This is a genomic window from Sinomonas terrae (assembly GCF_022539255.1).
GTDB lineage: Bacteria > Actinomycetota > Actinomycetes > Actinomycetales > Micrococcaceae > Sinomonas > Sinomonas terrae.
Genome location: NZ_JAKZBV010000001.1, coordinates 2,459,176 through 2,471,785 on the forward strand (window position 1 = coordinate 2,459,176; position 12,610 = coordinate 2,471,785).

Consider the following 12,610-nt stretch of genomic DNA (forward strand, 5'->3'; position numbering starts at 1 on the left):
AGCAGATTGTGATCCCGCACACTCGCCGGTCGAGGCGGCTAGACTCCGGACATGGCGATCATTCCCGACACGAAAGACTGGACGTGGGTGTTGGACCGCGTGTGCCCCGAGTGCGGCTTCGATGCTGACAGCCTCACGCCTCAGGATGTCGCTCGCCGGCTCGACACGGCCCTGCCTCGATGGGACGGCGTGCTGCTCCGCGACGACGTGCTCGAGCGCCCGGACCCTTCGACCTGGTCGCCCCTCGAGTACTCGTACCACGTACGGGACGTCTTCGAGGTGTTCCGTCGGCGCCTCGGCCTCATGCTCGACGAGGACGGTGCCCGTTTCGAGGACTGGGACCAGGACGCGGCCGCGGTCGAAAAGGCGTACGCCGACGCCGACCCGGCCGTGGTCCGTGAGGAACTGGCCGAGCAGGGCGCGCTCACCCGCGACGCCTTCGCGCACGTTCCGGAGGATGCCTTTGAGCGCCGGGGACTCCGGAGCAACGGCTCGGAGTTCACGGTTCTGACCCTTGGCCGGTACTTCCTGCACGACGTCGAACATCACCTGCACGACGTGCGCGGCTAGCCTGCGAGCGCAAGCCTCCGCACGCCGTCGTCCAGTGCATCGAGCCGCACGAGCAGGTCCCCGTCCCTGAGCTCGGATGCGCGGTGGGTCACCATGACGACGCTGCGATCCGCGAGCGCCGTGTGCAGGACCGAGACGAGCTCTTGGGCCGACGCCGGGTCGAGGTGCGCCGTGGGCTCGTCGAGGAGCACGACGGCGGCGTCCGCCACGAGCGTGCGGGCGACGGCGAGGCGTTGGCGCTGACCGCCCGAGAGCTGTGAGCCCCTGCTTCCGATGCGCGAGTCGAGCCCGTCGGGGAGCGCCCGGACATGGTCGCCCAATCCCACGCGGTCCAGCGCTTCCCACAGCTGGGCCTCGCTTGGCACCTCGGTGCGGTCTCGCGCGATCGCGAGATTTCCGCGCACGGTCGAATCGAACAGGTGCGATTCCTGGGGGCACCAAGCGATCCTGCCGCTGGACTGCACGCTCCCGGTCCGCTGGGGCAGGAAGCCGAGGAGGACGGCGAGGAGGGTTGTCTTGCCGCTTCCCGAGGGACCGGCGACCACGAGCCACTCCCCCGGTGCCGCCCGGGCCGAAAGGTCCACGAAGACGTCCGGCTGGCCTGGCCATCCGGCCGAGAGTCGGTCGATCGACAGGCCGGGGCCTGTCGCACGAAGTGCGGCGGCGCCTGCGTCTGTGCCGGTGCCCGTGCCCGCGGCGCTGCCTCCGTCTTGGCGGGGCGTGGCTTCGTCGTCGGAGTCCACGCCGACCCGGGCCAGGGCTGAGCCGAGCGCCGGGATCCGTTGGACAGCGCTGCTCGCGGCGGCGAGTGGGTCCGCGAGCGCGAGCTGCAGGAGCACGACGGCAGCGGCCGTGCTCGCGGCAGTGCCCGCGGTGGCTGGCGTCGCGAGCGTCGCGGCCGCGGCGAGGCCGGTCGCGAGGATCACGATGGCCCGGCCGAGTCCCTCCGCCGCGACGCCGCGCCGCTCGAGTGCGGTCAACCGCTGGTCTTCTGCCCGCAGGCGGGCCAAGACTGGTTGGGCGAGGCGGTTCGCGGCAAGGTCAGGGGCCGCTGCGAGAGCTTGGCCGATTGCTTCGAGGAGGCGCGCGGTGCCCCGTTGGACGGCTCGGGCAGCGCGCCGGTCGGCCCAGGCGGCCGCCAGTGGGGCAGCGACGACCGAGACCACGGCGGCGAGCGCGAGAACGGGAAGCTGCGCCGGGAGGAGAATGCCGACGGGGATGAGCGCGCCCGCGGCGAGGAGCACGGCGGTTGCGATCGGCTGGAGAATCCGTGGCAGCTCGTCGCGGACGGACTCGGCGTCGGCGACGAGGCTCTCGAGCGCGGCTCCGGGGACGAGCAGGCGACGCGCGCTCAGGCCTTGGCTCGTCAGAGCCTTCCAGAGTCGGTCGCGGAGCCGGGTGAGCGTCGAGAACACGGCGGAGTGGGTGGCCAGACGCTCGGCGTAGCGGAGGACGGCGCGCGCGATGCCGAAGAAGCGGACCCCGACCATTGCCGCCAGCAGATAGAGGATGGGCGGCTGCTCGGCGGCGCGGACGATGAGCCAGCCGGAGAGGCCGGCAAGGGCGGCGGCCGCCGCTGCAGCTCCCACGCCGGAGAGGGCAGCGACGGCGTAGCGGGTGAGATCCGGACGGATGAGCCTCCAAAGGCCAACGAGCCACCGACCGTCTTGGGACGCCGTTGCCTCGCCTCTCCTGGCCGGCGCGGCGTCCGCCGCGCGGTCTGCGACTGCGAACCTGCTTGAAGCCGAAGCCGCGTTGAGATTCTCGGTCGGTTCGGTCGGAACCAGCTCGATGCGGGTCCGGGCGAGCGCTGCCGTCTGCGGATCGTGCGCCACAAGCACCACCGTCGCGCGGCCGCTGAGCCCCGCGATGGCCGCCTCGACGGCGCTCGCGGAGCGGGCGTCGAGGTGCGCCGTCGGCTCGTCGAGGAGGAGGAGCGTGGCGCCGGCGTCGACCCTGAGGAGTCCGCGGGCGACGGCGATGCGCCGCTGCTGTCCGGGGCTCAGCTCAGCAGGGTTCGCCTGGGCGAGGTCGGCGCACAGTACCGTCTCGAGCGCACGGCACACCGCGGCTCCGACGCCCTCGGCAGGTAGCCCATCGGCGGCGAGCTCGAGTTCCGCCGCAACGGTGGGTTCCGTGAACTGCGGGTGCTGCGGGACGTACGCGACGCGACGTGGGTCGGCGCCCGACACCCGGCCCGTGAGCGTCGCCCCGGCGCCGTCGCGCACGAGGCCCGCGAGAGCCAGCAGGACGGTCGTCTTGCCCGCGCCGCTCGGGCCCGCGAGCAGCGTGGCCTCCCCCGCCGGCGCGGTGAACGACAACCCGTCCACGGCCGCGCGTGTTCGGCCGTCGTAGCGGACCGTGAGTCGATCGATGCAGAGCTCGACGGGACCGGGCGGGGACGGTTCGTCCTCATCCACGGCCACGCCGCCCAGGGCGGAGAGACGGGTCCCGGCAGGAGCCGCGATCGCGTCTTCCGCGCGGCGGAGCGCCTCGGCCCCGTCTTCGCTTGCGTGGTGGGCCGCCCCGAGATCGCGCACGGGCTGGAAGCACTCGGGGGCAAGCACGAGGGCAAGCAGCCCCGCCTCAAGGGGCATCTCTCCGCTCACAAGACGGATACCTATGAACACGGCGACGACGGCGACCGAGATGGTCGAGAGCAGTTCGAGGGCGAGGGACGACATGAACGCGACCCTCAGAGTTCCCATCGTCCGGTTCGAGAAGTCCTCGGACAGCGCGCGAAGAGCCTTGCGCTGCTCCGCTGCGCGCCCGAGGCCGACGAGGACGGGGAGGCCTTGGGCGAGTTCCACGAGGTGGGATCCGAGGCGGGCAAGCGCCTGCTGGGCCACGGAGACACGGTCCTCCGTGTGCTTGCCGATCAGGATCATGAAGATCGGGACCAGCGGGAGGGTGAGCGCGATGATGAGCGCGCTCACCCAGTCCGCGCCGAGGATCCGCAGGCCCACGAGGAGCGGTACGGCGGCGCACTGGACGAGGGCCGGGAGGTAGGCGGTATAGAACGAATCGAGGCCGTCGAGTCCCCGGACGGCGAGGACCGCGGTCGCGGCGGCCGACGACGCGACGCGCCGGTCGGCGTCGTCCGCCCCGTCGCCGGTGCTCCCGCCACGCTCGAGCGCAGCGCCGACAAGACGCGCCCGGAGCTCTTCCCGGACTCCCACGGCCGCCCATCGGCCGGCCTGCAGCGATCCCCATTCGGCGAGGGCCCGGAGCAGCACACCCGCCGCCGCGGTCAGGGCCGCCCCTCGCCAGTCGGTGTGTCCGGCGAAGGCCCCTGCGAGACCCGAGGCGACTCCTTGGGCGATGAGGATCAATGCGCCCGCCTTCACGACGGCGAGGACGCTCAGGAGCGTGACCGCGGCCTTGGTCGCGCTGCCGTTGGGAATGCTCGGGCGCACGCTCAAGCCCCCACTGGCGGTTCTGGTGCCTCACGGCCGGTCACGAGCCGGGTGAGGAACGCGGGGACCACGTTGTGGGCTGGCGGGATGCTCCCCAGAGTGATCCGTTTGCGGAACACCCAGTAGGTCCAGCCCTGGTAGACGAGCACGAGCGGAAGCCCGATGAGGGCCACGATCGACATGAGGCCCAGCGTGTATGCCGAGGACGATGCAGTCGAGACGGTGAGATTGTTCGCCGGGTCCAAGGTGGAGGGAAGCACGACGGGGTAGACGGCGCTGAAGATGGCAGCTGCCCCCGCGGCCAGGAACAGAGCCATGAGGAGGAAGGCGCGGCCCTCGGAACCGCGCTGTGCGAGCATCCACGAGCCAGCGGCGGCCACGGCCGCCACAGAGGTGAGGGCCCAGCTCCACCATTCCCCGCTCCGGAGCTGGATCGCGATCACCCACGCGACGAGCGGGACGACGCCGAGAGGCATCCAGCGGCGGAAGGCAAGATGCGCGCGCAGGCGGATCTCGCCGTCGGTCTTGAGGGCGAGGAACGCGAGCGCGTGGACGAGCGAGAATCCGACGACAGCCGCGCCGCCCAGCACTGCGTAGCCGCTGAACCACGCGAAGGGTCCCCCGACACGATCGCCGTTCGCGTCGAGGGGCAGGCCCGTCGTCGTCAGAGCGAGCATGGCGCCGACGCAGAAGGCGGCGAAGAACGAGCCGAGGGCTATTGCCCAGTCCCAGCGCGCCGCCCAGCGAGCCGAGGCTATCTTGCCCCGGTACTCGAAGGCGACAGCGCGGAGGATCAGCGCGACGAGCGCGAGCGTCAGAGGAAGGTACAGGCCTGAGAACAATGACGCATACCACCGCGGGAACGCCGCGAACGTGGCGCCTCCCGCGGTGATGAGCCACACCTCGTTGCCGTCCCATACCGGCCCGACGGTGTTGAGCAGGACACGGCGCTCGTCGTCGTTGCGGGCGAAGAGCTTCATGAGCATGCCGACGCCGAGGTCGAAGCCTTCGAGGAAGAGGTAGCCGATCCAGAGGACGGCGATAGCGCAAAACCATGTAGTGGACAGTGGGGTGGGAAGAGTCTCCATCAGTGCGCTCCTAGTAGGCGAAGGCCAGGACGTCGTCGGACTGCTTGTGCTCGCCGTCGTCGTCGTGCTTCTGGGCGAGCTCCGGCATCGCGGCCGCGACGCCGCCGCGCGTGTAGCGCCACAGCAGCCGTACCTCGACGACCATGAGTGCCGCGTAGAGGACGCAGAAGACGATGAGGGAGGTGAGGAGCTCCCCCGCGCTCACGCCGGGTGAGACTGCGGCCGCGGTGAACATGAAGACCTGGTCGAAGCTGCCGGCCATCGAGGGATTCGGGGCGACCACGAAGGGCTGCCGGCCCATCTCGGTGAAGATCCACCCTGCTGCGTTCGCGCCGAACGGAGCGAGGATGCCCACGACGGCGAGCCGCATGAGCCACCGCGCTTGGGGAACGGTCCCCTTGCGGGTGAGGTAGAGGGCGACGGCGGCGGCAAGCGCGGCGAGGCCACCGAACCCGATCATCATCCGGAAGCCCCAGTAGGTGACTTCCATGACCGGGACGTACTGGATCGGCTCGCCAGCGCGGTCACCGTAGACCGGGTTGTTGGGCAGGTTGGTCCCGTACGCGGCCTGATATTGCGGGATGAGGCTGTTGACGCCCTTGACGTCGGTGTTGAAGTCGCCGTGGGCGAGGAACGAGAGCAGGCCCGGGATCTCGATGACCGCGGCGACGTTGGAGCAGTCCTTGGAGCCGACGTCGCCCACGGAGAGCACCGAGAAGCTCGTGCCGTCGTGGCATGCGGCCTCGGCTGCCGCCATCTTCATGGGCTGCTGGACGAACATGAGCTTTCCCTGGATGTCACCCGTGATCGCGGTCCCGGCGAAGGAGATCATGGCGACGACGGCGCCGATGCGGAGGCTCCGCAGCCAGACCCGGTGATCGATGCGATCGCGTGCCGGCAGGTCCGGGTTCTCGCCGGGGATGACGCGCCCGTCTTCTCCCACAGTGTCGATTCCATCCTTGCGGCGCTGCCACAGGTGGTACCAGGAGATGCCCAGCAGGAACGCGCCGGCCACGCCGAGGGAGCCCAAGAGAGTGTGCGGCACAGCGACGAGTGCCGTGTTGTTCGTGAACACCGCCCATGCGTCGGTCATGACTGGGCGTCCGTCGACGACCTTGACGCCCACAGGGTGCTGCATCCAGCTGTTGGCGACGATGATGAAGTACGCCGAGATGGCGGAGCCGACGACGGCGCACCACAGTGTGGCGAGGTGCAGGCCCGGCCGGAGGAGCTTCCAGCCGAAGATCCAGAGGCCGAGGAACGTCGACTCGACGAAGAACGCGAGCAGTGCCTCCATGGCCAGGGGTGCGCCGAAGACGTCCCCGACGAAGCGGCTGTACTCGCTCCACGCCATGCCGAACTGGAACTCCTGAACGAGGCCGGTCGCCACCCCCATGATGAAGTTGATGAGGAAGAGCTTTCCCCAGAACTTCGTCATGCGGAGGTATTCGGGTTTGCGGGTCCGGAACCACACGGTCTGCATGACGGCGACGACGAGGCCGAGGCCGATCGTGAGCGGGACCATCATGAAGTGGTAGACGGTCGTGATGCCGAACTGCCAGCGGGCGATTTCCAAGGCGTCCATATGCGCTCCTGTCGGGGGCAGAAACCCGTCTTCTACAAACCGTAGAAGACTGACTTCTACAGAGTGTAGAACACTTGGGAGCCACGTACGAATGGATACGGGCCGCTTTCTCCGTGACGCGCGCACGACGCGCGTCTGTTGACCACTTTTTCTTCTACCTCGCGTAGAATGGGTTATGGGCCTCACAGGACGCTAGTGGTGGACATCACCTCGGGAGTCATCCAAGTGAGACCCGCATCGGAATCATGGAAGGACACAACGATGGCAAGCCTGGGGGAGCTCGAGCGCTCGGTCATGGACCAGCTCTGGTCGACAGCGGAAGCGGCAACGGCCAACGAGCTCCGGGATCGTCTCGCACAGAGCGAAGTGCAGAGCAAGGACCTCGCCGTCACGACCGTCCTCACTGTTCTCTCGCGTCTCGAGAAGAAGGGCCTCGTGGAGCGTGAGCGCGGCACCCGGCCCCACCGCTACCGTGCCATCTCGACGCGCGAAGACCACACGGCCCGGCTCATGCATGAGGCGCTCGGCACAGCCCCGGACCGCGAGGCAGTCCTCGCACGTTTCATCGGGAGCGTGTCCGAGGCCGAGGCCGCCACTCTCCGCAAACTGCTCACCCGGGGCTGACTCACAAGCCGCTCGTCGCCGAGGACGTCCGTGCTCGCAGCCTCGTATCTCCTCGCACTGCTGGCAATCCTGCTCGCATGGCCGGTGCCAGTGGCACTCTCCCACGCCCGGTGGACGTCGCGCTCGCCGTTTGCCGCGATGGTCCTGTGGCAGTCGATAGCCCTCGCGGGCGGGCTATCGATGATCGGAGCAATGCTCGTGTATGGCCTCCAGCCGCTCGGGGACAATCTACTGCAGGCCATCGGCCGAGCCGCATCCCTCGTCCTGGAGAACAAATCCTCCGACGAACTGCAGTTCTGGCACCTCTTTGCCCTCTGCGCCGCGGCGCTGCTCGGAACACACCTCGTGTTCACGCTTGGGCTCACCTACGCCCGCATCACAAACCAGCGTCGGAGGCATAGGGAACTCCTCGAGGTGCTCAGCCTGCCTTCAGGCGCTATCGAACGAACCCTCGTCATCAACCATCCGGCTCCGGTTGCCTACTGCCTCCCGGGCGGTTCGAGATCCGTCACGGTCCTCTCGGACGGACTCGTCGAGGCGCTCTCCCCCGGTGAGCTGGCCGCCGTCGTCGAACACGAACGCGCTCACCTCACGCAGCGGCACCATCTTCTGCTCTGGGCCTTCGAGGCCTGGCGCCAGGCGCTCCCGTGGCTTCCGACCTCACGGCTCTCGCGCGAAGCAGTGTCCTCGCTCGTCGAGATGCTCGCGGACGACGTCGCCCGAAGGACCGCACCCGACGACGTCCTCGTCCGGGCCATCGCCCTCGTAGCTGTAGGAAGTGCCGGGGCCGCAACGGATCCAGCCGAGGCTTCGCTCGAAAGCTCGAGAGTGACCGGAACCCCCGGGACTCCCGGCGACGGCGAGGCCTCGGTGGCCGCGCGTCTTAGCAGGCTCCTCACCCCCCAGCCTCAGCTCACGGCGGCGCAGACGACGGCGGTGCTCGCCGCGTCGGGGCTCATGCTCGCGGTGCCCACGGTGCTCCTGCTGGCTCCCGGCCTGCTCAGCTGAGCCCCGCAGGCCCCCCGAGCGAACCGCCGGCCCCCACCCGCTGCGGGACGTCCCGTCAGGCGTCGATGCGCTCGCGATCGAGGTTCGCGCTCCCCGAGACAATGAAGTCCTTGCGCGGGGCGACCTCGGATCCCATGAGGAGCTCGAACACCTCCTCGGCGCGCTGGGCGCTCTCGATGGTGACCCGGCGAAGGCTCCGGTGGCGCGGGTCCATCGTCGTCTCCGCCAGCTGGTCGGCGTCCATCTCGCCGAGCCCCTTGTAGCGCTGGATCGGCTCCTTGTAGCGCCGCCCGTCGCCCTCGAGGCGCTTCAGCAGAGTGTGCAGCTCGCCTTCCGAATAGGTGTAGACCATCTCGTTCGCCTTGCTCCCCGGGTTGATCACCTCGACCCGGTGAAGCGGGGGCACCGCGGCATACACTCGGCCCTCCTCGATCATGGGGCGCATGTACCGGAAGAAGAGCGTGAGGAGGAGCGTGCGGATGTGGGCGCCGTCGACGTCCGCATCGGTCATGAGGATGACCCGGCCATAGCGGGCCGCCTCGATGTCGAAGCTGCGCCCAGACCCGGCTCCGACGACCTGGATGAGCGCCGCGCACTCCGCATTGGAGAGCATGTCTCCGACAGAGGCCTTCTGGACGTTGAGGATCTTGCCGCGGATCGGCAGGAGCGCCTGGAACTCGGAGGAACGGGCGTGCCGTGCGGTGCCGAGCGCGGAGTCGCCCTCGACGATGAAGAGTTCTGACCGGGTGACGTCGTCCGTACGGCAGTCGATGAGCTTTGCGGGCAGAGTCGAGGACTCGAGCGCGGTCTTGCGGCGCTGCGTCTCCTTGTGCAGGCGCGCGGTGACGCGCGACTTCATCTCGTTGACGACTTTCTCCAGCAGGACCGAGGTCTGATTGCGGTCCGCGCGCGCCGTAGAGGTGAGCTTGGCACCGAGTTCCTTCTCGATCACCCTGGAGACGATCTGCCGGACCGGGGCCGTTCCAAGGATCTCCTTTGTCTGGCCCTCGAACTGCGGTTCCGCCAGCCGGACGGTGAGGACCGCCGTGAGGCCGGCCATCACGTCGTCCTTCTCGATCTTGTCGTTGCCGGCCTTGAGCTTGCGGGCGTTTGCTTCGACCGCCTTGCGGAAGACTTTGAGCAGCGCCGCTTCGAAGCCGGCCTGATGCGTTCCGCCCTTGGGCGTGGCGATGATGTTGACGAAGGTCCGCACCGTCGTGTCGTAGCCGACTCCCCAGCGCATTGCCACGTCGACGTCGCAATCGCGCTCGACCTCGGCGATCTGGCTGTGTCCGCGCTCGTCGAGCACAGGGACCGTCTCCTTGAACGTCCCCGAGCCGTGGAGGCGCCAGGTCTCAGTGACCGGCGCATCGATCGCGAGGAAGTCGACGAACTCGGAGATGCCTCCGTCGTGGTGGAACACTTCCTCGTGGGGACCCGACTCCCCCAGGGTGCCCGGCAGCCGCCGCTCGTCTCGGACGGTGATCCGGAGGCCTGGGACCAGGAACGAGGTCTGCCGCGCGCGGCCCACGAGCTCGTCGTAGGAGAACTTCGCATCCGGAGTGAAGATCTGCCGGTCGGCCCAGTAGCGGATGCGTGTTCCCGTCACCCCGCGCTTCGCCTTGCCGACGACGTCGAGAACGGAGTCGTCGACGAATGGTTCGAAGGGCGCTTCCGGGCTCAGCCGTGAGCCGGTGTCGACGAAGCGGCCAGGCTCGCCTCGACGGAAGGACATCTGGTAGGTCTTTCCGCCGCGGTCCACGTGGACGTCAAGCCGCGCCGACAACGCGTTGACGACCGAGGCCCCGACGCCGTGGAGGCCGCCCGAAGCCGTGTACGAGCCACCTCCGAATTTGCCGCCCGCGTGCAGCTTCGTGAACACGACTTCGACGCCCGTCAGGCCCGTCTTGGGTTCGACGTCGACAGGGATGCCGCGCCCGTCGTCGTGCACCTCGACAGAGCCGTCCGGGTGAAGGATCACCTTGATGTCGTGCCCGAATCCCGCAAGCGCCTCATCCACCGAGTTGTCGATGATCTCCCAAAGGCAGTGCATGAGACCGCGGGAGTCGGTCGAACCGATGTACATGCCGGGGCGTTTGCGAACAGCCTCGAGCCCTTCGAGGACAGACAGATGCCTAGCGGTGTATTCAGAGCTCGGGGTCACGCTCGAGGGGCTCCTTCATGGTGCAGGGGAAGGCAGGCGCGCGGTGCACGCACTACCGTTACAGGGTAGTCGCACCCGCGCCGGTTCCCTCTCTCGCCACCCAGGAGGAGTCAGAATCCGGGGTGAAACGCTCCTCGCCAGCTCCGCCCCGTTATCGAACATTGATACGCCGCCAGCGAAAAGCAACCTTTTAATGGAAGGTCCTGTGGGGGCCGGGGTGTTAGATGGGTAAGACCACCGTGGAACCGCCCGGTATCTGTGAAGGAGGCCAAGATGACTTCAGCCCTTGCGGACCGCACCCTGACCGCCGTCGACCGCTGCGACCGCTGCGGCGCCCAGGCCTACGTCCGAGTGGTTCTCGAGACGTCGGGCGGGGAACTCCTGTTCTGCGCCCACCATGCGCGCGCGGTCGAGGGGCGCCTGCGCCCCCTCGCGTCGCACTGGCACGACGAGACGGAGCGGCTGAACGAGCGCGCAGCCGTACCAGAGGACTAAGCTCCAGCTCGAAGAGCTCCAGCTCGAAGTTAAGCGAGGGCCCGGACACCGTTAGGCGTCCGGGCCCTCGCACGTGCTCACTGTATTTGCCGGCTGGTTGGTTTGTCAGCTGGCCCTGCTGGCTGCCGGCCGACCGTGCTGGTTGCCGGCTGACCGTGCTGGGCTCGCCGCAACGAGCCCAGCATCCGGGTTAGTCGAGGTAGTCGCGCAGCACCTGGGAGCGCGACGGGTGACGCAGCTTGGACATCGTCTTCGACTCGATCTGGCGGATGCGCTCACGCGTCACCCCGTAGACCTTGCCGATCTCGTCCAGCGTCTTCGGTTGGCCATCGGTGAGGCCGAAGCGCATCGCAACCACTCCGGCTTCACGCTCGGAGAGCGTGTCGAGGACCGAGTGCAGCTGCTCCTGCAGGAGCGTGAAGCTCACCGCATCGGCCGGAACGACGGCCTCCGAGTCCTCGATGAGGTCGCCGAACTCGGAATCGCCGTCTTCGCCGAGCGGAGTGTGCAGCGAGATCGGCTCGCGTCCGTACTTCTGCACCTCGACGACCTTCTCGGGCGTCATGTCGAGCTCCTTGGCCAGCTCCTCCGGAGTTGGCTCGCGCCCGAGGTCCTGCAGCATCTGCCGCTGCACACGGGCGAGCTTGTTGATGACCTCGACCATGTGCACGGGAATGCGGATGGTGCGGGCCTGGTCCGCCATGGCGCGCGTGATGGCCTGACGGATCCACCACGTAGCGTACGTGGAGAACTTGAAGCCCTTCGTGTAGTCGAACTTTTCGACGGCGCGGATAAGTCCGAGATTGCCTTCCTGGATGAGGTCCAAGAAGAGCATGCCGCGGCCGGTGTACCGCTTGGCGAGGGAGACGACCAGTCGGAGGTTCGCCTCCAGCAGGTGGTTCTTGGCCCGCTCGCCGTCGTGCACGATGCGCTCGAGGTCATGCCGATACTGGGCGTCGTAGGTCGCGCCCTCTTCCTCAAGCTTGTGCTTGGCGAAGAGCCCGGCCTCGATGCGGAGCGCGAGGTCGACCTCCTGCTCTGCGTTCAGCAGAGCAACCTTGCCGATCTGCTTGAGGTAGTCCTTGACCGGGTCCGCCGTCGCGCCGGCGGAGGTCACCTGCTGGACCGGTGCGTCGTCTTCATCGGCGTCGGAGATGACCATGGCGGCGGAGGTTCCGGGGGCGGCCTTCCCTTCGCCGTCTTCCTCGGCGTCGGTCTCGGCCGCGATCTCCTCCTCGCCGGGAGTCACCGCGTCAAGATCAGTCGCTTCCGCTTCGAGATCCTCGGTCGCGGTGGCATCCTGAGGAGCATCTCCCTTTGCGGACGTCTTCGTGGCCGCAGAATCGCTGTCGGCGGACTTCCGCGCACTCGCCTTGGCCTTGGTGGCGGTCGTGCTCTTGGAGCGCGAGCCCGCCGAAGCGCGCCTGGTGGATGCAGCCTTGCGCGCCTCGGTCTCCACCGTGGCCTTCTCAGCTGTTTCCTTCTCCGTGGGGGGCGTCACGATCACCTTCCTGCCGCTGTCCTGGCGCCGCCATGAGGGCAACACCACTATGACCCTGTCAAGTCCGTGCTTCGCGCAGAACGCGTCCCGGACCGAAGGGTCTTATGTATCAACCCCTCGGCTGCCAGATTCGTTCCCGAGAGTTCGAAATTAACGGGA

9 protein-coding genes are annotated in these 12,610 nt (G+C 68.3%); 4 read left to right on the forward strand and 5 right to left on the reverse strand.

The genetic code is table 11. The annotated features are described in order from the left end of the window. The first annotated feature begins 51 nt into the window (after positions 1–51). Positions 52–570, forward strand: coding sequence for a DinB family protein (locus tag L0M17_RS11470; RefSeq protein ID WP_241054084.1), 519 nt, complete (start codon positions 52–54; stop codon positions 568–570). Here the strand turns inward: L0M17_RS11470 and cydD are convergent. Genes cydD through L0M17_RS11485 form a run of 3 tightly spaced genes read right to left on the reverse strand, consistent with a single transcriptional unit; the run spans position 567 to position 6,659 of the window. Continuing rightward, positions 567–3,986 (reverse strand): thiol reductant ABC exporter subunit CydD, encoded by a 3,420-nt coding sequence (gene cydD, locus L0M17_RS11475; protein WP_241054085.1) that lies wholly within the window; start codon positions 3,984–3,986, stop codon positions 567–569. The two genes, L0M17_RS11470 and cydD, sit on opposite strands and share 4 nt — an antisense overlap. A gap of 2 nt (positions 3,987–3,988) precedes the next feature. Then, entirely contained in the window at positions 3,989–5,074 is a 1,086-nt protein-coding gene (cydB, locus tag L0M17_RS11480) for a cytochrome d ubiquinol oxidase subunit II (protein ID WP_241054086.1), read from the reverse strand. 10 nt (positions 5,075–5,084) lie between these two features. Then, entirely contained in the window at positions 5,085–6,659 is a 1,575-nt protein-coding gene (locus L0M17_RS11485) for a cytochrome ubiquinol oxidase subunit I (RefSeq protein WP_241054087.1), read from the reverse strand. Positions 6,660–6,920: 261 nt separating this feature from the next. On the opposite strand from L0M17_RS11485, the gene L0M17_RS11490 reads away from it, so the two are divergent. Together L0M17_RS11490 and L0M17_RS11495 are read left to right on the forward strand one after the other, a co-directional pair. Further along, the gene (locus tag L0M17_RS11490; protein WP_241054088.1) at positions 6,921–7,283 is read left to right on the forward strand and encodes a BlaI/MecI/CopY family transcriptional regulator; all 363 of its coding nucleotides are present in this window, start codon (positions 6,921–6,923) and stop codon (positions 7,281–7,283) included. 30 nt (positions 7,284–7,313) lie between these two features. Beyond that, on the forward strand, positions 7,314–8,291 hold the full coding sequence (locus tag L0M17_RS11495) for a M56 family metallopeptidase (protein WP_241054089.1): 978 nt from the start codon (positions 7,314–7,316) through the stop codon (positions 8,289–8,291). A gap of 55 nt (positions 8,292–8,346) precedes the next feature. On the opposite strand, the gene L0M17_RS11500 is transcribed toward L0M17_RS11495, so the two are convergent. Next, the gene (locus L0M17_RS11500; RefSeq protein WP_241054090.1) at positions 8,347–10,455 is read right to left on the reverse strand and encodes a DNA gyrase/topoisomerase IV subunit B; all 2,109 of its coding nucleotides are present in this window, start codon (positions 10,453–10,455) and stop codon (positions 8,347–8,349) included. Positions 10,456–10,728: 273 nt separating this feature from the next. Here L0M17_RS11500 and L0M17_RS11505 point away from each other — a divergent pair, with 273 nt between their 5' ends. Further along, the gene (locus L0M17_RS11505) at positions 10,729–10,950 is read left to right on the forward strand and encodes a DUF7455 domain-containing protein (RefSeq protein ID WP_241054091.1); all 222 of its coding nucleotides are present in this window, start codon (positions 10,729–10,731) and stop codon (positions 10,948–10,950) included. 190 nt (positions 10,951–11,140) lie between these two features. Here L0M17_RS11505 and L0M17_RS11510 read toward each other — a convergent pair whose 3' ends face one another. Then, positions 11,141–12,451 carry an RNA polymerase sigma factor gene (locus tag L0M17_RS11510; protein ID WP_241054092.1) on the reverse strand — a complete coding sequence of 437 codons (1,311 nt, stop codon included), beginning with the start codon at positions 12,449–12,451 and terminating at the stop codon, positions 11,141–11,143. Positions 12,452–12,610 lie beyond the last annotated feature (159 nt).